The organism is Delftia sp. K82, from assembly GCF_002193035.1.
Taxonomy (GTDB): domain Bacteria; phylum Pseudomonadota; class Gammaproteobacteria; order Burkholderiales; family Burkholderiaceae_C; genus Comamonas; species Comamonas acidovorans.
Genome location: NZ_MYFL01000001.1, coordinates 2,902,518 through 2,925,518, shown reverse-complemented (window position 1 = coordinate 2,925,518; position 23,001 = coordinate 2,902,518). Strand labels below are relative to the sequence as shown.

The 23,001-nt window shown below is 66.8% G+C and carries 25 protein-coding genes; 11 read left to right on the top strand and 14 right to left on the bottom strand.

All coding sequences use genetic code 11. The features are described from left to right. Positions 1 to 90 precede the first annotated feature (90 nt). Both KDK82_RS12875 and KDK82_RS12870 read left to right on the top strand, forming a co-directional pair. The gene (locus KDK82_RS12875; RefSeq protein ID WP_012204957.1) at positions 91 to 576 is read left to right on the top strand and encodes a winged helix-turn-helix transcriptional regulator; all 486 of its coding nucleotides are present in this window, start codon (positions 91 to 93) and stop codon (positions 574 to 576) included. Positions 577 to 908: 332 nt separating this feature from the next. After that, complete coding sequence (locus tag KDK82_RS12870; RefSeq protein ID WP_088165114.1) at positions 909 to 2,138, top strand: IPTL-CTERM sorting domain-containing protein; 1,230 nt, start codon at positions 909 to 911, stop codon at positions 2,136 to 2,138. Positions 2,139 to 2,163: 25 nt separating this feature from the next. Here the strand turns inward: KDK82_RS12870 and KDK82_RS12865 are convergent, their stop codons facing one another. The 9 genes from KDK82_RS12865 to KDK82_RS12825 form a co-directional block, all read right to left on the bottom strand. Continuing rightward, positions 2,164 to 2,745, bottom strand: coding sequence for an HD domain-containing protein (locus KDK82_RS12865; RefSeq protein ID WP_088165113.1), 582 nt, complete (start codon positions 2,743 to 2,745; stop codon positions 2,164 to 2,166). Between the two features lie 52 nt (positions 2,746 to 2,797). Further along, positions 2,798 to 3,658: a phosphodiesterase gene (locus KDK82_RS12860; RefSeq protein ID WP_088165112.1), complete on the bottom strand. Its 861-nt coding sequence runs from the start codon at positions 3,656 to 3,658 to the stop codon at positions 2,798 to 2,800. Continuing rightward, positions 3,645 to 4,706: an ABC transporter ATP-binding protein gene (locus tag KDK82_RS12855; protein WP_088165111.1), complete on the bottom strand. Its 1,062-nt coding sequence runs from the start codon at positions 4,704 to 4,706 to the stop codon at positions 3,645 to 3,647. Before KDK82_RS12855 ends, KDK82_RS12860 begins: the two co-directional genes overlap by 14 nt. Next, positions 4,696 to 5,463 carry an ABC transporter permease gene (locus KDK82_RS12850; protein ID WP_088165516.1) on the bottom strand — a complete coding sequence of 256 codons (768 nt, stop codon included), beginning with the start codon at positions 5,461 to 5,463 and terminating at the stop codon, positions 4,696 to 4,698. The genes KDK82_RS12855 and KDK82_RS12850 overlap by 11 nt, the downstream gene beginning before the upstream one ends. 119 nt (positions 5,464 to 5,582) lie before the next feature. Next, on the bottom strand, positions 5,583 to 6,440 hold the full coding sequence (locus KDK82_RS12845; protein ID WP_034392389.1) for an ABC transporter permease: 858 nt from the start codon (positions 6,438 to 6,440) through the stop codon (positions 5,583 to 5,585). After that, the gene (locus KDK82_RS12840) at positions 6,437 to 7,474 is read right to left on the bottom strand and encodes an ABC transporter substrate-binding protein (protein WP_012204963.1); all 1,038 of its coding nucleotides are present in this window, start codon (positions 7,472 to 7,474) and stop codon (positions 6,437 to 6,439) included. The genes KDK82_RS12845 and KDK82_RS12840 overlap by 4 nt, the downstream gene beginning before the upstream one ends. A 79-nt stretch (positions 7,475 to 7,553) precedes the next feature. Next, positions 7,554 to 8,543, bottom strand: a complete 990-nt coding sequence (locus tag KDK82_RS12835; RefSeq protein WP_088165110.1) for a LacI family DNA-binding transcriptional regulator — start codon at positions 8,541 to 8,543, stop codon at positions 7,554 to 7,556. Positions 8,544 to 8,670: 127 nt separating this feature from the next. Further along, positions 8,671 to 9,459 carry a nucleotidyltransferase domain-containing protein gene (locus tag KDK82_RS12830; protein ID WP_088165109.1) on the bottom strand — a complete coding sequence of 263 codons (789 nt, stop codon included), beginning with the start codon at positions 9,457 to 9,459 and terminating at the stop codon, positions 8,671 to 8,673. A gap of 25 nt (positions 9,460 to 9,484) precedes the next feature. Continuing rightward, on the bottom strand, positions 9,485 to 10,024 hold the full coding sequence (locus KDK82_RS12825; protein WP_088165108.1) for a GNAT family N-acetyltransferase: 540 nt from the start codon (positions 10,022 to 10,024) through the stop codon (positions 9,485 to 9,487). Between the two features lie 214 nt (positions 10,025 to 10,238). Here KDK82_RS12825 and KDK82_RS12820 point away from each other — a divergent pair, with 214 nt between their 5' ends. Together KDK82_RS12820 and infA are read left to right on the top strand one after the other, a co-directional pair. Continuing rightward, the gene (locus KDK82_RS12820; protein ID WP_016453662.1) at positions 10,239 to 11,627 is read left to right on the top strand and encodes a GntP family permease; all 1,389 of its coding nucleotides are present in this window, start codon (positions 10,239 to 10,241) and stop codon (positions 11,625 to 11,627) included. Positions 11,628 to 12,126: 499 nt separating this feature from the next. Beyond that, positions 12,127 to 12,390 (top strand): translation initiation factor IF-1, encoded by a 264-nt coding sequence (gene infA / locus KDK82_RS12815; protein ID WP_012204971.1) that lies wholly within the window; start codon positions 12,127 to 12,129, stop codon positions 12,388 to 12,390. A gap of 161 nt (positions 12,391 to 12,551) precedes the next feature. On the opposite strand, the gene KDK82_RS12810 is transcribed toward infA, so the two are convergent. The 4 genes from KDK82_RS12810 to KDK82_RS12795 all read right to left on the bottom strand — a co-directional run bounded on the left by KDK82_RS12810 (position 12,552) and on the right by KDK82_RS12795 (position 15,415). Then, positions 12,552 to 12,866 (bottom strand): pentapeptide MXKDX repeat protein, encoded by a 315-nt coding sequence (locus KDK82_RS12810; RefSeq protein WP_088165107.1) that lies wholly within the window; start codon positions 12,864 to 12,866, stop codon positions 12,552 to 12,554. A 105-nt stretch (positions 12,867 to 12,971) separates the two neighbouring features. Next, positions 12,972 to 13,763, bottom strand: coding sequence for a molybdopterin-dependent oxidoreductase (locus KDK82_RS12805; protein WP_088165106.1), 792 nt, complete (start codon positions 13,761 to 13,763; stop codon positions 12,972 to 12,974). Beyond that, positions 13,760 to 14,404 (bottom strand): cytochrome b/b6 domain-containing protein, encoded by a 645-nt coding sequence (locus KDK82_RS12800; protein ID WP_179217901.1) that lies wholly within the window; start codon positions 14,402 to 14,404, stop codon positions 13,760 to 13,762. Before KDK82_RS12800 ends, KDK82_RS12805 begins: the two co-directional genes overlap by 4 nt. A 78-nt stretch (positions 14,405 to 14,482) precedes the next feature. Then, positions 14,483 to 15,415, bottom strand: coding sequence for a LysR family transcriptional regulator (locus KDK82_RS12795; RefSeq protein ID WP_088165104.1), 933 nt, complete (start codon positions 15,413 to 15,415; stop codon positions 14,483 to 14,485). A gap of 114 nt (positions 15,416 to 15,529) precedes the next feature. Here KDK82_RS12795 and KDK82_RS12790 point away from each other — a divergent pair, with 114 nt between their 5' ends. The 3 genes from KDK82_RS12790 (at position 15,530) to KDK82_RS12780 (ending at position 18,718) form a co-directional block, all read left to right on the top strand. Further along, a complete protein-coding gene (locus KDK82_RS12790; protein WP_088165103.1) occupies positions 15,530 to 16,483 on the top strand; it encodes a hydroxymethylglutaryl-CoA lyase in 954 nt (317 codons plus the stop codon). A gap of 29 nt (positions 16,484 to 16,512) precedes the next feature. After that, positions 16,513 to 17,658, top strand: a complete 1,146-nt coding sequence (locus tag KDK82_RS12785; RefSeq protein ID WP_368731462.1) for a CaiB/BaiF CoA transferase family protein — start codon at positions 16,513 to 16,515, stop codon at positions 17,656 to 17,658. A 76-nt stretch (positions 17,659 to 17,734) separates the two neighbouring features. Then, on the top strand, positions 17,735 to 18,718 hold the full coding sequence (locus KDK82_RS12780; RefSeq protein ID WP_088165101.1) for a tripartite tricarboxylate transporter substrate binding protein: 984 nt from the start codon (positions 17,735 to 17,737) through the stop codon (positions 18,716 to 18,718). Between the two features lie 58 nt (positions 18,719 to 18,776). On the opposite strand, the gene KDK82_RS12775 is transcribed toward KDK82_RS12780, so the two are convergent. After that, a complete protein-coding gene (locus KDK82_RS12775; RefSeq protein WP_088165100.1) occupies positions 18,777 to 19,220 on the bottom strand; it encodes a hypothetical protein in 444 nt (147 codons plus the stop codon). Positions 19,221 to 19,348: 128 nt separating this feature from the next. Here KDK82_RS12775 and KDK82_RS12770 point away from each other — a divergent pair, with 128 nt between their 5' ends. The 4 genes from KDK82_RS12770 to KDK82_RS12755 all read left to right on the top strand — a co-directional run bounded on the left by KDK82_RS12770 (position 19,349) and on the right by KDK82_RS12755 (position 22,987). Beyond that, positions 19,349 to 19,648: a hypothetical protein gene (locus KDK82_RS12770; protein WP_088165099.1), complete on the top strand. Its 300-nt coding sequence runs from the start codon at positions 19,349 to 19,351 to the stop codon at positions 19,646 to 19,648. Between the two features lie 82 nt (positions 19,649 to 19,730). After that, positions 19,731 to 20,648 (top strand): intradiol ring-cleavage dioxygenase, encoded by a 918-nt coding sequence (locus KDK82_RS12765; protein ID WP_088165098.1) that lies wholly within the window; start codon positions 19,731 to 19,733, stop codon positions 20,646 to 20,648. 12 nt (positions 20,649 to 20,660) lie between these two features. Beyond that, a complete protein-coding gene (locus KDK82_RS12760) occupies positions 20,661 to 22,295 on the top strand; it encodes an ATP-binding protein (RefSeq protein WP_088165097.1) in 1,635 nt (544 codons plus the stop codon). Next, positions 22,292 to 22,987 carry a response regulator gene (locus tag KDK82_RS12755; RefSeq protein WP_088165096.1) on the top strand — a complete coding sequence of 232 codons (696 nt, stop codon included), beginning with the start codon at positions 22,292 to 22,294 and terminating at the stop codon, positions 22,985 to 22,987. Before KDK82_RS12760 ends, KDK82_RS12755 begins: the two co-directional genes overlap by 4 nt. Positions 22,988 to 23,001: the final 14 nt, after the last annotated feature.

The window sequence follows — 23,001 nt, the reverse complement described above, 5'->3', positions numbered from 1 at the left end:
ATGAAATCAAAGTCTATTGACGATGAGGCAGTGGAAACCACTGAAATATTGCTACTCTCCAGTGATTGATAAGCCCCGGGAATCGCCGCCATGGCCGCCAAAAGTGAAAACCGCGTGCTTGACCGCACCGATCGCAAGATCCTCGACATCCTGCAGCGGGATGGCCGCATCTCCATGACCGAACTGGCCGAGCAGGTCAGCCTCTCGGCCACGCCCTGCTCGGAGCGCGTGCGCCGCCTGGAGCGCGATGGCGTGATCACGGGCTACCACGCCCACCTCTCGCCCGAGGCGCTGGGCAAGACGCTGCTGGTGTTCGTGGAGATCAAGCTCTCGTCCAAGTCGGGCGAGGTCTTCGACAAGGTGCGCCAGGAGCTGCTGCACGTGCCTGACGTGCTGGAGTGCTTCCTGGTCTCGGGCAGCTTCGACTACCTGGTCAAGGCCCGCCTGGGCGGCATGCGCGAGTACCGCCGCCTGCTGGGCGACATCCTCAAGAAACTGCCCGTGCCGGCCGAGTCGCACAGCTATGTGGTGATGGAAGAGGTCAAGGAGACGCTGGCGCTGCCTGTGGATCGGTGAGGGAGCCGTCCTCGGCGTTCCAGGTTCGGATCTACCGCTATTCATCACTGCCATTTACTGTTTGAAACGTTTGTCACAATGGCTTTGATTCAAATTGGGTATTGTGCATTCCAATCAAAAAAGATATTTGGGGGTAGATAGGGTGTTATGCAGTTCCGCATTCATCGGCGCTCTCCGTTGAAAAGTAGACAGGACGGCAGCTTGGAGTTCCATTCCAATGGCGGGATTGCAAATATTTGTCATTGAATAGTGGCTGTAGGGGATTGGTGATTTTTAAAGTTCAATACCAGTGATACCTTGATAGCTCAAATCTATCCATCACTGGGAGTTCTATGAATAATCACGCCCTCATGGCTGCCTTGATGGCCGGCGCAGCACTCTCGGCCTGCCCCCCCGCCAGCGCGCAAGTGACGCGTTACTACGGGGAGATGAGAACCGCCTACTCGGATTTCCAGGATCGCACGGCGTGTCCCCTGGGGTCTCACGGCTCATGCCAGGATTTTCCGAGGACCGCCCGCCTGGCCGGCTGGTTTGAAACGGCCGCACCCTTGCAGCCCAATCTGGACGAAAGCGAAATAAGGGCGCTGGTGACTTCCTATAGTTTCTCGGACGGATTGAACGCCTACAGCAGTTCCGATCCGGATGTGCGCGCATTCATTTTCAGGGTTTCCACGGACAGTGGGTCCAATATCGTGAGAAACAGAATCCACCTTCAACGCTGGCTGACGGGAAACAATCCGCACCGCTCCATCAATCAAATTGGCCCGGGTGGATCTCCCAATGATGTGGATATGCTCAGCCGGTTTGAAATGGCCACAGAACAGGTGGGTGCCATGAACAACGCGATGTGCGCTTCCTTGTTCTCGGAAACATCCCAGCAGGTCAGCCATTCGGGTGAGAGCGACACCTGCTTGGGCACCTATGAGATGCCCGACAACGGCGTGTCCATTGCGTGGACCGGGGCGCCCGTGCAAAACCAGAACGTCATGTCCTGGCACAGGGAGGCCGTGCATCCTGCCCTGTCGTTGACCCATAGCATCTCGCCCGCAGGCCAGGTGCAGGCGGGGCAGGAGGTGCGCTACACCATCACCGTCAGGAATACGGGGACCGTGGCCGCCACCCAGGCGCAGATTGCCGACAGCCTGCCTGCCGGTCTGGAGCGCGCCACCTGGATCTGTACGCCCGGCGCCAGCACGCCATGTCCCGTGGCGTCAGGCTCCGGATCGCTGGCAGTCACGGTGCCCGTGTTCGCGGCAGGAGACTCGCTGGTTTTCACCGTGATGGCCAGCGTGTCCAACCCGGCGCCCGCAACCATTACCAATGTGGCCACCGTGAATGCCGGGGACCCGGCGGTGCAGTGCATGCAAGCAGGGCAGGTCGTGGGAACGGTGCCGTGCATGGCTTCTGCGTCCATCAATACGGTGGCGGCTCCACCCGGCGGTGGCCAGGTGACCCCCGTGCCGACGCTGCAGCACACAGCCCTTGTGTTCCTGAGCCTGCTGGCTGCAGCCATCGGATGGATGGGGCTGGGGCGGCGGCAGCGGGTCGGCGCGGGCCGCTGACGCGGCCACAGGGGCGCTGGCGCAGCTAGGTCGCGCTGGCGTCCTGCGCGGCGGCGCCCATTTTCTGGCGCGTGTCCTCGTCGAGCAGGCTGCGCACCTGGGCGAACAGAGGATCGGCGCCCGTGTACTTCCTGCCGTAGCCCAGGTTGAAGCCGTAGTCGAAATCCTGCGGGTTGATCCCCTGGTTGTGCTGCAGGATGGTCTCCAGCTTGTCCAGGGCCTTGACGGCGCGGGCCTCGGGGGTGGCGGCGTCTTCGTACTCCTGCCACAGGGCCATGATGGCGTCGCGGTGCCCGGGCTGCAGCGAGCGGGTCAGGTGCAGCAGGTCGGCCTTTTCCTGCGCGCTCTTGTCGGGGTGCTGGTTCTTTTCCACGGCGGGGATGTCGCCGTGGATGGCCTCGCCCAGGTCGTGGATCACGCACAGCTTGAGCATGTCCAGCTGTGCGAATTGGTCCTCGAAGGCAATGGCCATCAGGCACAGGCGCCAGCTGTGCTCGGCCGTGCTTTCGGTGCGGCCGGTGGAGGTGTGGGCGCTGCGCAGCACGCTCTTGAGTTTTTCGGCCTCGCGCAGGAAGTCCAGGCGGCCCTTGATGTTGGCTGTATCCATGGCGGATATTCTCCCCGGCTTTCGCCGGGGCAGGGTTGGTGTGTCCTCGTGCTCAGTCGATCAACCGCCCGTCCGCACCCCAGAACGGGTGCGGCCCGTCGAATTGCCCGCTGGCCACGGCATGGCTGACCAGTCGGCCGCCGTGCGGCAGGGCGTGCAGCATGAAGCCGGGCGGCTCCAGCGTCCAGGCCGATGCGGCGTCGGGCGCCAGGTCCAGGCAGACCTGGTGGGCGGGCGCGGGCGAGGTCATGGCCACCGTGCCGCCGAAGGCGACCTGGATGCTGCGGTGCAGGTGGCCGCAGATGACGCGCTGCACGTTGGGGTGGCGGCGCACCAGGTCTTCCAGCGCCTGGGCACCCTGCAGCAGGCCGATCTTGTCCATGTGGCCTATCAGGGTCTCGAAGGGCGGGTGGTGCATGGCGATCACCACGGGGCGGCCTTCGCTGGCGGTGAGTTGCAGCTCCAGCCATTGCAGGCGTTCCTCGCACAGCGCGCCCTCGCTGTGGCCGGGCACCACGGTGTCCAGCGCGATCAGCCGCAGATCGCCGATGTCCACCGCGTACTGGATGAAGCCTTCGCTGCGCAGCCAGGTGTGCTCGGGAAAGGCGGTGCGCAGCGTGTCGCGGTCGTCGTGGTTGCCGGGCAGCAGGTAGATGGGAAGCGTGCCCAGCGGCGCCAGCAGGCTGCGCAGGTGGGCGTATTCGGCGGGCCGGCCGAAGTCGGTCAGGTCGCCCGTGATCACGACGGCGTGCGGCTGCTGCGGCAGGGCGAGTACGCCTTGCACCGTGCGCTCCAGGTATTGGGCGGTATCGATGCGGCGGTAGGTCAGGCGACCGGGTTCGCGGATGTGCAGGTCGGTGAGCTGGGCCAGGAAGGTGGTCATGGAGGGGCGCAGGGTTTCAGGCGTGGGCATGGTTGGGCATCCATTGGTGGGGGGCGATGCGCAAGGCCACGCGGTCGCCCGATTGCGCGGCGTGGTCGCGGGCCACGTCGGCCATCAGCGGCGTGTGGCCCGCCAGCTCCAGCGTGAGCTGCAGGCGGTCGCCCAGGAAGACGCGGCGCGTCACCGATGCCGGCACGGCGCCCGGCGTGCCGGCGGCGCAGACCTCGATGTCTTCAGGGCGCAGCAGCAGCCGGGCCGCGCCCGTGCATTCGGCCGGGCAGGCCAGCTCCATGCCGGCCAGCGCCAGCCGGTTGCTGCGCGCATCGTCTTCGCTGCGTTCGACCTGGTTCACGCGCCCCAGGAAGGTGGCGACAAAGGGATGGGCCGGTCGGCGGTACAGGCTCTCACCGTCGCCCACCTGCAGGATGCGGCCTGCCTGCATCACGGCCATGCGGTCGGCAATGGCCATGGCCTCCTGCTGGTCGTGCGTGACATGGACGGCGGTGATGCGCAGCTGGCGCAGCAGCTGTGCGAGTTCGTCGCGCAGGGTTTCCTTGAGCTTGGCGTCCAGCGCGGTCAGCGGCTCGTCCAGCAGCAGCACGCGCGGGCGCGATGCCACGGCTCGGGCCAGGGCCACGCGCTGGCGCTGGCCGCCGGACAGTTCGGCCGGGCGCTTGTGCTCCAGGCCGTTCAGGCGCACCAGGTCCACCAGTTCGCCCACCACGCGGCGCTGCTCCTGCTCGGACACGCCGCGTATGCGCAGGCCATAGGCTATGTTGGCCTGCACGCTCATCTGCGGGAACAGCGCGTAGTGCTGGAACACCATGCCCACCTGGCGCTTTTCTATGGGCACGCGGGTGACGTCGGTGTCGCCGAAGGCGATGCGGCTGCCCGCGTCCGGCGTCTCCAGCCCCGCGATGATGCGCAGCAGCGTGGTCTTGCCGCAGCCCGAGGGGCCGAGCAGGGCCAGCACCTCGCCGGGCTCCACGCGCAGGTCGGTGGCCTGCAGGCCGCGGGTGCCGTCGGCATAGGTCTTGGCGCATTGCCGGATGTCGATGGCGACGCTGTTACTTTCCATAATGCTTCTCGATGAAATGCCCCAGCGCCTGCAGCAGCCACATCACGGGCAGGATGACGATGAGGAAGATGAGGGTGTAGGCCGAGCCCACCTCGATGCGCATGGACGCATAGCTGTCGGCCAGGCCCACGGGCAGGGTGCGCGTCAGCGGCGTGTGCAGCATCCAGGTCAGGTTGAACTCGCCCATGGACAGGGTGAACACCATCAGGCAGGCGGCCACGATGGCGGGCAGCACGGCAGGCACCAGCACGCCCAGGAAGCGCTGCGTGAACGAGGCGCCCAGGCTGCGCGCAGCCTCCTCCAGCGCCACCAGCTCCTGGCGGCGCAGCGCCGAGCCCACCATGCGCACCATGAAGGGCAGGGTGAACACCACATGGCCCACCAGGATGAAGGCAAAGCTCTGGCGGAAGGCGGCCACGCTGCCATAGGCCAGCAGCAGGGCCAGGGCGCTGGCCAGGCCCGGAATGGCCACGGGCAGCGTCAGCAACTCCTCGAAATGCCGGGCCCAGGGCGAGCGGCTGCGCGCCAGCGCATAGGCGCAGGGCACGCCCAGCACCAAGGTCATGGCCACGCAGGCGCAGGCCAGCAGCAGCGACATCAGCACGGTATTGCCGTAGCCGGCCCAGACCTCGGCCAGCCAGCGCGTGGTCAATCCGCTGGACAGGCCCTGGCCGTAGTTCTGCACCAGCCCGGCCAGCACCGACAGCAGCATGGGCGCCAGCATGAACAGGGTGACCGTGGCCGTCACCAGCCACATCAGCGGTGGCATTTTTGGCCGCCGGGCCGCCCCAAGGCAAAAAGCGGCCCCTTCGGGGGGCAGCGGACCTTGCGCTGCAAGGGCAGCGTGGGGGCTATTTTTTTGTGTGGTCCGCATGTTCAGACTCCCGAGGCGGCCGGACCCGCCCAGCGCCGCGACAGCCACAGCACCAGCCAGGTGATCAGCCCCAGGCTGATCGACAGGCTGGCGGCCAGGGCGAAGTTGGCGTAGTTGGTGAACTCGTTGTAGATGGTGATGGGCAGCACCTCGAACTTGCTCGACAGCGTGAAGGCCGTGCCGAAGGCCCCTACCGACGTGGCGAACACGATGGCACCGCAGGCCAGCGTGGTGGGCAGCAGCTGCGGCCACCACACATCGCGCGCCACGCGCCAGCCGTTGCCGCCCAGCGAGCGCGCGGCCTCTTCCAGGTGCGGGTCCAGCGCCTCGGCCGCTGCCGTGTAGGAGGCAATGGCGCGCGGCAGCGAGAAGTACAGGTAGCCCAGGAACAGGCCCAGCAGCCCGTAGGCGAAGGTGATCCGCTCGCCGCCCAGGGCCACCGACAGATCGGCCAGCGCGCCCTGGCGCCCGCCCAGCAGGATGATGAAAAAGCCGATGATCACGCCCGGAAACGACAGCGGCAGCGTCAGCAGCGACAGCAGCAGGCCGCGCCCCGTGAAGCGGTGGCGCGCCAGCGCAATGCCCATCACCGCGCCGATCAGCAGCGTGGCCAGGGTCACGGCCAGCGACAGGGCCAGCGTCTGCAGCAGGCTTTGCAGGTACAGCGTGTCGGTCAGCGTGGCGAAGTAGGTGCGCCAGCCTTCACGCGCCGGCAGCGCCAGCAGCAGGCCGGCCGGCAGCAGCCAGAACGCGGCAAAGAAGGCCACGGCCGGCGCGCTGCAGGCCAGCAGCAGCGCGCGGGCGCGCCAGTCGCCTGGCGCTTGGGAGGGAATGCCCACGATGCAGTCCGCCTGGCTCAACGCACTTCACGCAGGTAGCGCGTGGAGAAGCCCTTTTGCACATCGGCCATCTTCTGGTAGTCCACCGAGGTGGCGCGTGCGTACTCGCTGGCGGGCAGGAAATGGCCGGCCACTTCCTTGGGCAGGGCCACGTCGCGCACGGGGCGCAGGTAGGCGTTGGCCCAGATGGACTGGCCCTTGTCGGACAGCACATAGTCCAGCACCTTCTTGCCGTTGTCCGTGTGCGGCGCCTTGTTCACCAGGCTCATCACATAGGGCATGACCACGGTGCCTTCCTTGGGGATCACGAAGTCCACATCGGCCTTGTCCTTGTAGCGGGCGCGGTAGGCGTTGAAGTCGTAGTCCAGCAGGATGCCGATCTCGCCCGACAGCAGGCGCGCATACGAGGTCTGCTTGGGCACGATGGGCTCGTTCTTCTGCAGCTTCTTGAAGTAGTCGATGGCGGGCTGGAAGTTGTCCAGCGTGCCGCCCATGGCCTGGTTCACCGCCACGGCGCCCACATAGCCCACGAAGGCCGAGGCCGGGTCCAGGTAGCCCACCAGGCCCTTGTATTCGGGCTTGAGCAGGTCTGCCCAGGACTGAGGCACGGGCTTGCCGCCCAGTGCCGCCTTGTTGACCATGAAGCCCAGCGTGCCCGAGTGGATGGTCACCCACTCGCCCTTGGGGTCCTTGAGGCCGGCGGGAATCTGGTCCCAGTTGGCGGGCTTGTAAGCGGCAACCACGCCGTCTTTCTGCGCCTGGATGGCGAAGGTCACGCCCAGGTAGGTCACATCGGCCACGGGGCTGGCCTTCTCGGCCACCAGCTGGGCCAGCGACTGGCCGGAGTTCTTGTTGTCGGGCGGCACGGTGATGCCGGTATCGGCCTTGATGGCCTTGATCTGCGTGCCCCAGTCGGCCCATTCGGGCGGGCAGTTGTAGCAGATGGCGCTCTGGGCCAGCGCCGTGCCGCAGACGGCGGTGGTGGCGGCCAGCAGGGCAAGGCGCTTGAAGGAGGGCTTGAAGGAGAGCTTGAAGGGAAGGGCAGTCAGTTTCATGGTGCGTACTCGAAGAGGTGAGGGAGCGTGGGGAAGGGAAGGGCGCGGCCTTGGCTTGCGCGGGCCGCTGTTGTTGGTTTCAGAGCCGGCAGGACTCGCCGCTGCGCCAGCCATGCGGCAGGCACAGGCTGTCTTGCGCGGCCAGGGTTTTCTTGCCCGCCAGCGCATCGCACAGCAGGCGCACGCAGGCCGAGCCGATGTCGTGGTTGGGTTGGGAAATCGAGGCCAGCGAAGGCGTGAGATCGCCCGCCATGGCAATCCCGTCAAAGCCGACCACGCTCAGGTCCGCAGGCACGCGGAACCCGGCCAGCGATGCCGCGCGGATGGTGCGTATCGCCAGCAGATCGTTGCTGCAGACAATGGCCGTGGGCGGGGCCTGCTCGGCCAGGTGCTGCTGCAGCATCTGCACGGCCGTGGCGGCAAAGGGCACCTCCCAGACCGGCAGCGGCGACAGGCCTGCGGCCTGCATGCCCAGCGCATAGCCGCGGCAGCGCTGCTGGGCGCGGTCGGACGCCTGCAACTGGCCCGTGACCATGCCGATGCGGCTGTGGCCTGCCGCAGCCAGGCGCAGCACCAGCTCCCTGACGGCGCCCGTGTTGTCCACGCCCACGCAGGCATGCTCATGGGTGTGGTGATAGGCCAGCACATAGGGCTTGCCGGCCTGGCGCACACGCGCCAGCGCCGCCGAATCGCCAGGATTGGAGACCACCAGCACCAGCGCATCCACCCCGCTGGCCAGCAGCCGCGTGGTGGCCGCGTCTTCACCGGCGTGGTCGTATTCGGTGGTGCAAGGCGAAATCGCATAGCCGCGCAGCGCCGCCTGTGAGGCAATGCCCTGCAGGCACTCGGCAAACACCGGATTGGTGAGTGTGGGCAGCACCACGCCCAGCACCTTGCTGCTGCGCGTGCGCAGCGTGCGGGCGCTGGCATTGGCCACATAGCCCACTTCCTGCGCCACGCGCAGCACCGTGCTGCGCGTTTGCGCATTGACCACCTCCGGCGAATTGAAAACCCGCGAAACAGTGGCGACGGACAGTCCCGCGCGGCGTGCAACCTCGGTGATGCTCATGGATGTAAACGATTTCTTGAAAACGTTTACATTGCACCCGCTGCGCGTGACGGCGCGGTGACAGAGGAGTGAAGGTTTTGTTGCGTATCAGGCGCTTGGCGGCTTGGGCCCTGGCGTTGCCCGGTACCTAGACTGCCGTAGATGCAGCCCGCTGGCGCCGAATCCAGCTGATGAAGGCCGAAAGCTCTGCGTTGAAACGAGCTCTCGGTGCCTCGGGCGTCCTTGACTGCGCCAGAAAGAAAGCCATGGACTGCGCCATTTCCGGATGGAGCTGCGCAAAGCAATCGGCGAACTCCTCCAGCGTGCGCGGCCAGAAGCCCCCTGAGCAGGGGCGCAGCACATTGGTGGCCCGGATCAGCTTGCGTGCGGCTTCGCGTTGCAGGCGCAGGGCCTCCATGTCGTCCCTGGCTCCGGAAATGCGCTGCAGGTAGTCGTTCAGCACCTGCACGTAGTCGCCATTGACGGCGTGTGCAATCGCCCTGGACGGCTCGAACGCCTCAAACTGCTGCGCCAGGTCCGCGCCGTGGATGCAGCGGCACTCATGCTTGAGCCAGTAGCCCCAGCTGTAGAGATGGGCCGGGTCCAGCACCTCTTGCCGAGTGCCCAGATCGAAATCGATCTTCACGACTTCTTTGTGGCGTATTTGCAGGTCCTGGCGCAACTGCTCCAGCTGGGCGCTCTCCTGTCCGCTAAGGGAGCGCGCCAGCACCACCGTCAGGTCCAGGTCCGAGAAGCCCGCCCTCGCGCAGCCGCGCGCCACGCTGCCATACAGGTAGAGGCTGTCCAGCGCCTCGCCAAGGTCGCTGGCGATGGCTGCGCGCGCATCGTCCACCAGGCGCTGGAACTCGGGCTGGACAGGATCGTTGGGGATGAGGTCCAGAGTGCGGGTCGCGTGAGGATCGCTGCAGGAGTGCATGGGGATGCCTGGGCTTATCGCCCGCTCATTCGTCTGCCGCAAGCCGCGCATAGAGCGCATAGTCCCTGGGCATCCCGCGAACCAGCCTGAACGAACGCAGCAGCCCCTCATGCCGGTACCCGCAGGCCTGCACGACCCTGGCCGAGGCCTGGTTCGACTCCAGCACCGCAGCCTGGATGCGGATGAATCCGTATTCCTGAAAGGCCCATTGGGTCACTGTCGCGCACAGGGCCTTGGCTATGCCGCGTCCCCAGTACTCCGGGGCGAGGTCGTAGGCGATTTCGGCGGAGCGGTTCACGCCGGAGATGGTGTGAAAGCCGATGCTGCCCACCATCCGGCCACTGCGGGCATCGACGACGGCCAGGCGGCGCTGGGAGTCGGCGGACGGGGACTCGAACGCATCGAACAGCGGCAGCAGGTCATCGCCTGAGGCGAGGCTCCAACTGGTGTGCTCGGTGACGGCGGGCAGCCTCAGGTAGGCGTACCAGGCGCCGATGTCCGAGCGTTCGATCTGGCGAAGGGAGATTCCGGGCAGCTCCGGTGCGGGGGGATGGTGTATGCGCATGGGTTCCGGGATGGCAGCGCCGGCTTGCCCGGCAGGCACGATTGTGGACCGGCGCCAGCGCGAACTCTGTGAACAAGCCTGAAACCTACAACCCGCCGACAGGCCCAGGCATACGATTTGTAGCGATTGGAAACCGCCCACCGCTTGCGGCATGCCGCATGCCGCAAGCGCGCAGGCGGGGTCCAACGCCAAGAATCACAACTCCAAGCTTCCTATGTCTTCATTCGATACCCAACTGCTGCTCATCGCGCTGGCCAGCGTGCTGGTCCTCGTCGCGCTGATCGTCTCGCGCATCCGTCTTCATCCCCTGCTGGCGCTGCTGGTGGTTTCCATTGGCGTGGGCTTTGCCACGGGCATGGCGCCGGGCGAGATCGTCAAGAACCTCACCAACGGGGCCGGCAAGACGCTGGGCGCGGTGGGCGTGGTGATTGCCCTGGGTGCCATGCTGGGCAAGATCCTGGCGGACTCCGGCACCACCGAGCGGCTGGCCAGTGCCATCCTGCAGCGCACGTCCGAGCGCATGATTCCCTGGGCCATGACCCTGGTGGCCTTCGTGATCGGCATTCCCATGTTCTTCGAGGTGGGGCTGGTGGTCATGCTGCCGCTGATCTTCAGCGTGGCGCGCAAGCTGGAAAGCAATGAGCGCTTCAAGGGATCGGCCTATGTCTATGTGGGCGTGCCCGTGATCGCCGCGCTGGCCGCCATGCACGGCATGGTGCCGCCGCACCCCGGCCCGCTCACCGCCATCGCCACGCTGCACACCACGGTCGGCCCGACCATGCTGTACGGCTTTCTGGCCGTGATTCCCGCCATGGTGCTGGGTGGCCCGCTGTATGGTGCCTTCATCACGCCGCGCATGAGCACGCGCCCCGATGCAGCCCTGCTGGAGCAGTTCACATCAGGCAAGAAGGAAGGCGGGGAGGGCAGTGCGCCCAGCATCGGCATGGGCGTGCTGTGCGCCTTGCTGCCCGCGCTGCTGATGCTGGTGCATGCGCTGGCCGAGGTGCTGCTGCCCAAGGATTCGGGCCTGCTGCATGCGGCGGCCTTCCTGGGCAATCCGCTGGTGGCCATGCTGCTGGGCGTGGTGTTTGCCTCCATCACCCTCGGCTATCTGCGCGGCGCCGACGCAGAGAAGCTGCGCGACGCGCTGGGCCAGAGCCTCAAGCCCATCGCCGGCATCATGCTCATCATTGCGGGCGGCGGTGCCTTCCAGCAGATCCTGACCAGCGCCAAGGTGGGCGATGCCATCGTCCACATGACCCAGCAGTTCGCCCTGCCTCCGCTGGTGCTGGGCTGGATGATCGCCATGCTGCTGTCGGTGTCCACCGGCTCGGCCACCGTGGGCATCGTGGGCGCGGCGGGCCTGCTGGCGCCGCTGGCGGCCTCCGATCCTTCGCTGAACGTGCCGCTGCTGGCGCTGGCCATCGGCTGCGGCTCGCTGTTCTTCAACTATGCCAACCACGCGGGCTTCTGGATGGTGAAGGAGTCCTTCGGCATGAGCATGGGCGAGGCCACCAAGACCATTACCGTGGTCCAGTCCATCGTGTCCTTTGTCGGCCTGCTGATGGTGCTGCTGTTCAATCTGCTGCCCAAGCTGGGATAGGTGAAAGGCATGAGGCGGGCCGCCTGCGGCCGCTTCGATGCCGCGGCAACCACCTAGAGAGGGCACTACTTCCGGTTCGACTGCGAATTGCCCCAGTCGCGACAGGGAAAATGCCGCCCCGGACAGGTGCGGTACCCGGCGCCGCTTCAACGCGCGGCCGGCAATTCACCTATACTGATGGAGGTGCTGTCCTTGTTGTTCGCCTCCTCAGTGCCCGTCTGACACCTTCGCGGTCTCCGGGCTGCCGTTAGCCGCCCACTGTCACAAAGTCTGTGACGAGGTCCGCAACTGTCACTCTCAACGGCGAGCACCACGCGAATCCAACCCACCTCCCGGGTCCGCACTCTCCCTGCCACCTGCAGGGTCCTCTTTTCCCTTTTTCGATGCTCCGCTGCCTGCGTGCAGCGGTCATCCTGCGCTGGCCCAAGGCCGCAGCATGGTGCTGCACCAGCAACTTGCGGCGACGCAACCCTTTCAACATGTACTCACAGGAGTCCCATTGGCTAAAGAAGAACTGATCGAAATGCAAGGCCGGGTAGACGAAGTGCTGCCTGATTCCCGCTTCCGCGTAACGCTGGAAAACGGCCACCAGCTCATCGCCTATACCGGCGGAAAAATGCGCAAGCACCGCATCCGCGTGCTGGCCGGCGACAAGGTGACGCTTGAAATGTCGCCCTATGACCTGAACAAGGGTCGCCTCACGTTCCGCCACATCGAGCAACGCTCCGGCGCACCGGGCCCGCGTCCTCCGCAGCGCCGCTGAAGCCCGCCGGCCCGCTTCTGTTGCGGAGCGGGCATTCGGGGCGCAGGCAGGACCGGGCTCTGTGCCTGGTTGCCTGATCGGCAGCCCCAGTCAGCTTTCCAAGCAGCCCCGACGGCCCGACCGCCTGGAGGGCACCAGACGGATCAGGCGAGTCCGTCTGCTTATTTGGACATGGCGTCCTTGCCCATGGAATCCTTCTTCATTCCATCCTTGGACATGCCGTCCTTGTGCATGCCATCTTTGTGCATGCCGTCCTTGGACATCGAGTCCTTCTTCATCCCGTCCTTGGACATGGAGTCTTTCTTCATGCCGTCCTTGGCCATGGAGTCCTTCTTCATTCCATCCTTGGACATCGAATCCTTGGACATGGCTCCTTTGGACATGCCGTCCTTCGCCATCTCATCCGCAGCGAATGCCGTGGTGGCACCGGCCAGGGCGAGGCAGGTGGCGAGCAGGGTGGTGGTGAGCTTGGTCATTTGAGTCTTCCTTTGGATTAGCGGTTTGCGGGATTGCAAATCGGCCGGCTTTGGATGGGCCCGGCCTCGCACCTTCGTTGGCGGCCCAGCGGCTTGGAAGGCCGCTCAGCTGCCTCCGAACCAGTTGTAGCCCTGGTCTTCCCAGTAGCCGCCGGAGTAGGTGTTGGTGACGAAAATGGCCTGGATGTGCTTCGGGTTCTTGTAGCCCAGCTTGGTGGGCATGCGCAGCTTCATCGGAAAGCCATATTTGGGCGGCAGGGGCTGCCCGTCGTAAGTCAATGCCATCAGCGTCTGCGGATGCAGGGCCGTGGCCATGTCGATGCTGGTGAAGTAGTCGTCCACGCACTTGAAGCCGATGTACTTGGCACTGGTGTCGGCGCCTATGTGGCGCAGGAAATCGGCAAAGCGCACGCCGCCCCAGCGGCCTATGGCGCTCCAGCCTTCCACGCAGATATGGCGCGTGATCTGTTCGTCCTGCGGCATGGCGCGCAGCTCGGCCAGGGTCCAGGCATGGCGGTCGGCGACCATGCCGGTCACCTCCAGGCGCCAGCTGGCCCCGTCCACCTCGCGCACCTCGTCCTCTCCGTAATAGGCATTGAAGGGGAAGGGGCGCGTGATCTCGGCTGCGGAATAGGTGGGCGCCAGCCGCGTGGGGCTGAAGAGCAGGCCCTGCATGCGGTCGTTGAAGCGCGATACCTGGCTGAGCGCGGCCTCGACGTGGCTGTCATCGCTGATGCTGCAGCCCGTGAGCAGGGACAGGCCGCCCAGCGTCAGCGAGCGTTGCAAGAAGGCGCGGCGTGCGGGCTGGTCCAGCTTGCGGGCGATCAGCGAGCGTGCCTCGTGCACCACGGCCGCGCCATCGACGCCGGGCAGGGAAGGGGCTTTGAAGATTTTCATGGGGACTTGGGCGCACGGCCGTGGATCATGGTCAGGAAGGTCCGGGGCACCAGGGCGACCATCGCCAGGTGCACCACCACAAAGGCCACCAGCGCAGCCATGCCGAAGAAGTGCACGCGCCTTGCGGACTCATAGCCGCCCATCAGCTCGCGCAGTAGCGGGAACTGCACCGACTTCCAGAGCACCAGGCCCGACAGCACGATCACCACCAGGTCCAGCACCACGAACAGGTAGGCCAGCTTTTGCACATGGTTGTAGCGGGCCGGGTCGGCGTGCGAGAGCCGGCCCTTGAGGGCGGCCACCAGGTCCTGGCGCACGCCCTGCACGCTGACGGGAAAGAACTTGCGCAGCCACCGGCCGCTGGCGATGTTGAGCAGCAGGTACAGCAATCCGTTGAACACCAGCAGCCACATGGCCGCGAAATGCCATTGCAGCGCCCCGCCCAGCCAGCCGCCCAGCGTGATGGAGCCCGGAAAGCTGAAATCAAAGAACGGCGCCGCGTTGTAGATGCGCCAGCCGCTGGTCACCAGGATGACCACGGCCAGCGCATTGAGCCAATGCGTGAGGCGCAGCCACAGCGGGTGGATGCGCTGGCCATCCTGGGGCTGTGCCGGTTGGGGGGTGATGAGCGCGGTGTTCATGGGTCCCATTGTTGGAGGGACCCTGTAGCGGATGTATCACGCAAACTTCAATTAATCGTGATAACTCCCAAGGCCGGCTCAGCCCGCCTGCGCGCACCCGGCCAGATAGTCCACCAGCGTGCGCGCCGCAGGCGATAGCCGGCTGCCGTCCCTGAAGCAGATGGCGAACTGGCGCCGCGCCCAGGCATCGGTGAGCGGCACCATGTGCACACCCTGCACACCCTGCACGCCCTGTACGCCCTGACCGGAGCCCGCCATGCCCAGGATCTCCCTGGGCATGATGGCCACGCCCAGGCCGGCGCGCACGCAGCGGATCGTGGCGTCGAAGGAGCTGACCACGGCGCGGTAATTGATGGGCCGGCCGATGATGGCCGCCGCCCGCGCCAGCATGGTGTAGACGGCCGTGGAGGCGGGCAGGCCCACATGCTCGCAATCCAGCGTTTCGCTGAAGCTGCAGCTGTCGCGCAAGGCCAGCGGGTGGCCGGCCGGCACGGCCACGGCCAGGGTGTCGCAGCGGTAGGGCAGGGTCTGCAGGCCCTCCAGATCGGCTGCGTTCCAGCACACGCCCACCAGGGCCAGGCCTTCGCGGATGGATCGGATGATTTCGCTGCTGGTCAGCTCCTCGATGTCCACGCGGATCTGCGCGTGCTCGGGCTTTTGCAGAAAGGCGGCGATGTCATCGGGCAGCGACTCGGCAATCGACGAGACCGAGGCCAGTATCCGCACCTGTCCCTTCACGCCGTGCTGGTAGGCCGCCATGTCGCGCGCCGCGCGGTCGGCGCTGGCCAGCATGGCGCGTGCATGCTCCAGCAGCATCAGCCCGGCTGCCGTGGGCACCACGCCCCGGCGGTGGCGCTCCAGCAGCGGGGCCTGTACCTGCTCTTCCAGCAGCGCCATGCGCTTGCTGATGGCAGATGAGCCGATGTGCTGCTGCTCGCCCGCGCGGGCAATATTGCCCAGGTCGCAGGCCGCGACAAAGAGCCGCAGGGTGGTCAGGTCCAGGTCTTTCATGGCGGTTATGGATTTCCATTTGGGAAACTCTGAGGCGAAAAATTATCGCTTCTGCACGCTGGTGGGAATGTCTAAAGTGCCATTCAAGACAAACCACCCCACGCGAACCTTCCCATGCCAGAACCCATCCGTGCCCTGCAGTCCGCCGTCATCCGCGAGGTCGGCCTGCGCGATGGCCTGCAAAGCATCCAGACCGTGCTGTCCACCGAGCGCAAGAAGGAATGGATACGCGATGCCTACGCTGCCGGCCAGCGCGAGATCGAAGTCGGCTCCTTTGTCCCTGCGCGCCTGCTGCCCCAACTGGCCGACACGGCCGAGCTGGTGGCCTATGCCCGAACGCTGCCGGGCCTGTTCGTCTCCGTGCTGGTGCCCAATCTGCGCGGTGCCGAAAGCGCCCTTGCCAGCGGGGCCGACCTGATGCTGGTGCCGCTGTCGGCCAGCCATGCCCACAGCCTGGCCAACCTGCGCAAGACGCCCGATGAGGTCGTGGCCGAGGTGGCCCGCATGCGTGCCGCACGCGATGCCGCAGGTTCGAAGATGCTGATCGAAGGCGGCATTGGCACGGCCTTCGGCTGCACGCTGCAGGGCAGGGTGGAGCCGGCCGAGGTGCTGCGCTGCATGCAGGCCCTGCTGGACGCGGGGGCCGACCGCGTCAGCATGGCCGACACCGTGGGCCATGGCGGGCCGGGCCAGGTGCAATCGCTGTTCGAGCAGGCGAGGCGCATTGCGGGCGAACGCTTTTGGTGCGGCCACTTCCACGACACGCGCGGCCTGGCGCTGGCCAATGTGCATGCCGCACTGCAAACCGGCGTCGCGCGCTTCGACGCCACGCTGGCCGGCATCGGTGGCTGCCCCCATGCGCCCGGCGCCAGCGGCAATGCCTCCACCGAAGACCTGGCCTTCATGCTGGACACCATGGACATCGACACGGGCCTGGACATCGAGGCCCTGCTGCGCCTGCGCGCCAAGGTGGCCGCCTGGCTGGAGGGCGAAAGCCTGCACGGCGCGCTGTGGCGCGCGGGCTTGCCGCGCAGCGTCACCGCCGACGCAGCCACCGCCGCTGCATGAACCCCTTACCTTCCCACGAGCACACCTGTATGGCCACCGAACCCCTGCTGCCGCTGTCCGGCATCCGCGTCATCGAATTCACCCACATGGTCATGGGCCCCACCTGCGGCATGATCCTGGCCGACCTGGGCGCCGAAGTCATCAAGGTCGAGCCACCGGGCGGCGACAAAACGCGCACGCTGCCCGGCCTGGGCATCGGCTTTTTCCGCAGCTTCAACCGCAACAAGAAAAGCGTGGTGCTGGACATCACCACCGAAGCGGGCCGCGCCACCGCTGCCGAGCTGGCCGCTGGCAGCGACGTGGTGCTGGAGAACTTCCGCCCCGGCCTCATGCAGTCCCTGGGCCTGGACTACGCCACGCTGTCGCAGCGCTCGCCCGGCCTCATCTACGTCAGCCACAAGGGTTTTCTGCCCGGCCCCTACGAAAAGCGCCTGGCGCTGGACGAGGTGGTGCAGATGATGGGCGGCCTGTCGTACATGACCGGCCCCGTGGGCCGGCCGCTGCGCGCGGGCACCAGCGTCAACGACATCATGGGCGGCATGTTCGGCGCCATCGGCGTGCTCGCCGCCCTGCGCGAGCGTGAGCGCACCGGGCGCGGCCAGGAGGTGCAAAGCGCGCTGTTCGAGAACTGCGTCTTCCTGTCCTCCCAGCACATGCAGCAGTACCTGATGACGGGCGAGGCACCGCCGCCCATGCCCTCGCGCGTATCGGCCTGGAGCGTCTACGACGTGTTCACCCTGGCCGGTGGCGAGCAGCTGTTCATCGGCGCCGTCAGCGACAAGCAGTTCGCCACCCTGTGCCGCGTGCTGGACCGCGCCGACCTGCTGCAGCGCCCCGAATACGCCGACAACGCCGCCCGCGTGGCCGTGCGCCCCCAACTGCTGGCCGAGCTGGGCGCCATCCTGGCCAGCCATGAATCGGCCCGGCTTGCGCCGCAGCTGGAGGCCGCAGGCATTCCCTACGCGCCCATCACGCGGCCCGAGCAACTGGTGGACGACCCGCACCTGCGCCAAAGCGGCGGCCTGGCTTCCATGCAGACCGAAGACGGCGGCCAGACCGACGTGGTGCTGCTGCCCCTGCTCATGAACGGCCACCGCCCCGGCGTGCGCATGCCGCTGGCCGGAATTGGCGAGCACACCGAAGAAATCCTCGGAGCCCTTGCATCACGGACCTGACAGCCAACCCCGGGCGCCGAAGGCCGCAGAAAAACACCCCGGCGCGCATGAGACAACACAAAAAGGAGACAACCCCATGCACTCGTCCCATCCCACCCGCCGCCGCACCCTGCTGGCCCTGGCCGGCGCATCACTGGGGGCCGCTGCCCTGGGCGTGCGCGCCCAAAATGGCACGCCGCTGCGCGTCATCCTGCCCGTGGGGGCAGGCTCGGGCGCCGACACCATCGTGCGCTCGGCCCAGACTGCGTTGGTGCGCTCGCTGGGCGGCCAGCCCGTGGTCATGGAGAACCTGCCGGGCGCGGGCGGCATCACGGGAACGCAGGCTCTGGTCAAGGCGCCGGCCGATGGCAACACCATCGCCTTCATCTCCAACAACCACGCCGTCAACCCCAGCGTCTTCAAGAAGCTGCCCTACGACAGCCTGGCCGACATCACGCCGCTGTCCATCGTCGGCGGCTCGCCCTTCGTGCTGGTCGTCCACCCCAAGGTGGCGGCGCGCAATGCGCGCGAACTGCAGGCGATCATGAAGGCGCGGCCCGGCGACCTCAACTACGCCTCGTCCGGCAACGGCACCATCTTCCACCTCGCGGCCGAAGTCTTTCTGGACGCGGCCGGCACCACGGCACGCCACATTCCCTACAAGGGCGTGGGCCAGATGGTGGTGGATTTGCTCAGCGGGCAGGTGGACTTCGGCGTGATCGCCGTTGGCACGGCGCAGGCGCACCTCAAATCCGGCGCGCTGCGTGCCATCGGCATCATGGGCCGCGAGCGCGTGGCATCGCTGCCCGATGTGCCCACCGTGGCAGAGCAGGGCTTTCCCGGCGTGGACATCGCCGGCTGGGTGGCCGCCATAGGCCCCAAGGGCATGCCGCCCGCCCAGGTGCGGCGCCTGCACGACGGCATCGCCACCGCCTTTGCCGACCCCGAGGTCAAGGCCGGCTTTGCACGGCGCGACGAATACACCGTGCTCAACAGCCCCGAGGCAGCAGCCCAGTTCCTGCGCTCCGAGCAGGAACGCTTTGCGCGCCTGGTCAAGAAGGCCAATGTCACGCTGGAATAAGCGCATGGCCCCCTGACCGCGAAGGACAACGCAAGGGCACTACAGATACTGACTGGGATCAGCGAGGTGGAGCGGGCGCTGTTGCCGCTGGATCTGCAGCCGGTTGGCCGGACGACATCACCGCCTCCAGCCCGCTTCTAGGGAAGACCGGGCTGTAGTTCACCTGGATCTCGGAGAGCCTGTCATTCACCCGCGTCGTCATGAAATAGCGCGGCATGCCGAACCCCACCTTCATCACCAGGCCGCGAAGCTCGGAGAGGGCGCCGACCTTCACATCGGGATCGACCAGCACGGCAATGCGAACCGTACTTTTGGCATCGGGGGCTGCGGTCAGCTTCCTGGAGAGTGTGTTTCTCAACTGAGCCGGACTGACCCGCTGGCCATCCAGGCTGTACCGGCGATCATTGCCGCTTGCCGCATGCATTTCGATCACGGTCAGATCTGCGGCAAGAGCGGGTGGGCCGAGCAGGGCGGCCAGCAGCAGGAATCTTGTTGGTTTCATGGTTCTGTTGTGCGATGCAGAGCTTGTTGACTCACTCGCTCTGTGAGCTTGTACCAGCTCGTCCCCACTTCTCCCAATTTCCCCCCAGATTGGTCGCAAGAATTCCTTGGCAACTCCAGGAAAAGACCATGATTGATTTCTCGCAAACCAACGCTTCACGCATTCGCCCGGCCCTGGTGCTGGCTATGGCGGCCTTCGCGGCGGCCTGCAGCCATGCGCAGGGCCACGGGGGGCACGGCAATCCGCCGTCGCCGCCACCCGAGGCCTATACCGCCTGCCAGGGCAAGGCCGAGGGTGACAGCGTGACGCTGACCATGCCCGATGGCAAGACGCTGGCCGGCACCTGCCGCAGCCTGAACGGGCAGCTGGTGGCCATGCCGGCCGGCGGGCCCGGCGCAGGCGGGCCGCCGCCCCATCCGCAGCAGTGATCGCGTGGCCCGGCGGGCCACGCCGCCGGGCTGTCTGCAACCCCACGGGCCTGCGCACAGGCCCTCATGAAAAGCCATCCCCATGAACCACTCTCACGATGCCCATGATCTTGCCCACGACCTGGGCCTTCAGCACGATCTGCAAGTCATGGCGCGCCGCCTGTTCGAGCGCCGCCGCCTGTTGGGCCTGATGGCTGCCGGTGGCGCTGCCGCGCTCTTGTCCGCCTGCGGTGGCGGCGGTGGTGATTCCAGTGATTCGACAGGAACCGGCACGGGCACCGGATCCGGGACAGGAACGGGCACCGACACAGGCACAGGTACGGGAACCACGACCACCACCTGCATGGTCGATCCCACGGAGACCGAAGGCCCTTACCCCGCCGACGGCTCCAACGGCTCGCGCGGCAGCCTGGTCAACGTGCTGTCGCAAAACGGCGTGGTGCGCAGCGACCTGCGCAGCAGCTTTGGCGGCATGAGCGGCACGGCTGCGGGCCTGCCGCTGACGCTCAGGATCACCCTGGTCAACGTCAGCACCAACTGCAGCCCGCTGGAAGGCTATGCCATCTACCTGTGGCATTGCACCCGCGAGGGCGAGTATTCGCTGTACTCCACCGACCTGCTCAACCAGAACTTCCTGCGCGGCGTACAGGCGACCGACAGCAATGGCGAATGCACCTTTGTGACCATCTTCCCGGGCTGCTATGACGGGCGTTGGCCGCACATGCACTTCGAGGTGTTCCGCAGCCTCAACACGGCCGGCAGCTACACCAACAAGCTGCTGACCTCGCAGATGGCCATGCCCAAGGACGTGGCCAGCGCCGTCTATGCCGGTGTCAGCGGCTACAGCGCCAGCGTCGCCAACCTGTCGCGGGTCAGCGTGACATCGGACAATGTCTTCGGCGACAACACCAGCGAGCAGATCGCCTGGCAGACGCCCACCTTCATCGGAGACACCACCAATGGCCACACCGCCACGATATCCATCGGCATTGCCGTCTGACGCAGCAACTGAATGAGCCTCCGCCTCCCGCGCCTGAAGCTGCAGCACAAGGCCTTCTTCGCCCTGGCCGTGCTGCTGGTGGCCCTGCTGCTGGTGTTTCTCGGGTTCTCGCGCCTGGGGCTGCAGCGGGGCCTGGGCCCGTACATGGCCGAGGTGGAGCTGACCGGCATGGACGGGCTGGCCGAGCGGCTGGTGCAGCACCATGAGCAAAACGGCGGCTGGGATGCGGCGCGCGCCAACCCCGGTTTCTGGCGCGACATGGTGCGCCCGGGCGCAGGCATGGGCCGGGGCTTTCCTGCGGGCGAGCCCGGGCCACGGCCCTCCATGCCCATGTCCATGCCGGAGCCGAGGCCTGGTTTTGAGGGAAGCCACGGTCCGGGGCCGGGCCTGGGGTTTCCACCGCCACCTGGGCCGGAAGGCGGAGAGCCTGCCGATCGATCAGATCGATCAGATCGCTCCGACCGTACAGACCGCCCTGGCCCGCCGCCGGACCGCCCGTTCGGCGGCCCGTGGGCGCGCGTGGGCCTGCTGGATGCCCAGGGCCAGCTCATCTCCGGCATGGCGCCGCAGCCCGGTGCGGCGCACCGCGTTCTGCGCGCCGCCAACGGGCAGGCCATTGGCGAGATCGTGCTGTCCCCCGTGCAGACAGGGCAGGGCATGCAGCGCGACCTGGACCGCGCCTTCCTCGCGCAGCAGATGGGTTTTGTGGCCTGGACCGGGCTGGCCGGCCTGCTGTTGGCGCTGCTGCTGTCGGCCTGGCTCACGCGGCGCTGGCTGGAGCCGCTGAGCGCCTTTGTCGACGGCCTGCGCGGCATTGCGGCCGGGCGGCTGGACACGCGCGTGGCCATCAAGGGCGATGCGGAGCTGGCCCGCCTTGCGGAAACCTTCAACGACATGGCCGTGCAGCTGGCCACCATGGAAGCCTCGCGCCAGCGCTGGCTGGCCGACGTGGCGCATGAGCTGCGCACACCGCTGTCCACCATGCGCGCCGAGGTCGAGGCCGTCCAGGACGGCGTGCTGCCCATGGACGACCGCATGGCGCTGCGACTGCACCGGCAGATCATGCGGCTGATACGGCTGGTCAGCGACCTGCGCGTGAGCCTGGACGACCCGCAGGCCCTGCACGGCTCGGGCCATGTGCCCGTGCATGTGCTGACCCTGCTGGGCGAGGCGCTGGACGGCGCGCGGCCCGGCTTCGAGCAAGTCGGCATCGGCCTGGACCGTTCCACCGTGGACCAGCTGGCCGCGCGCATTCCGCCGCCGCTGGTGCAGGGCGACCCGCACCGGCTGCACCAGGTGTTTGCCAACCTGCTGGAAAACAGCCTGCGCTACACGGCTGCGGGCGGGCGACTGCAGGTGTCCGCCGAAATCGTCCAGATGCAGGACCGCAGCATGCTGCAACTGCGCTGGGACGACACGGCTCCCGGCGTGGCCAGCCAGCACCTGCCGCGCCTGTTCGACCGCCTCTATCGCGTGGACGCCTCCCGCGTGCGCGACGGCGATGGCCTGGGCGGCTCCGGCCTGGGGCTGGCCATCTGCCGCACCATCGTGCAGGCCCATGGCGGCAGCATCGAGGCGGCTGCCTCGCCGCTCGGCGGCCTGCGCATCACGCTGTGGCTGCCCTTGCTGGAAAATCCCGCGCCATGAAGCCTGCCCGCATCCTCCTGGTCGAAGACGAAACCGACATGGCCGCCATCGTCATCGACTACCTGCGCCATGCAGGCTACGAAGTCGAGCACATCCGCCACGGGCGCGAGGCGCTGGACCGCATGCTGCGCTCCCCGCCCGACCTCACCGTGCTGGACATCATGCTGCCGGGGCTGGACGGCCTGGACATCCTGCGCCAGTTCCGCCCCCACAGCGCCAGCCCCGTCATCCTGCTCACCGCGCGTGTCGAGGAAATGGACCGCCTGCTGGGCCTGGAGCTGGGCGCGGACGACTACATCTGCAAACCCTTCGCCCCGCGCGAAGTCGTGGCCCGCGTCAAGGCCGTGCTGCGCCGCAGTACCGGCCCCGGCCCTGCCCAGCAACGCCTGACGCTGCTGCCCGAGCAGGGTCGCGCCATGCTCAACGGCAGCGTGCTGCCGCTGACCAAGCGGGAGCTGACCTTGCTGCAGGCCCTGATGCGTCAGCCCGGCCGCCTGTATTCCCGCGCGCAACTGCTGGAGCTGGCCTGCGCCGACACGCTGGACGTGAACGAACGCGCCATCGACAGCCACATAAAGAACCTGCGCAAGAAACTCAAGGCGGCGGACGACCGCCATGAGTGGATTCGCTCCGTCTATGGCGTGGGCTTTGCGTTCGAGCCCGATGGTGGGGCCGACACGCGGGCGCAGTGAAGGCCCGGCGAGGG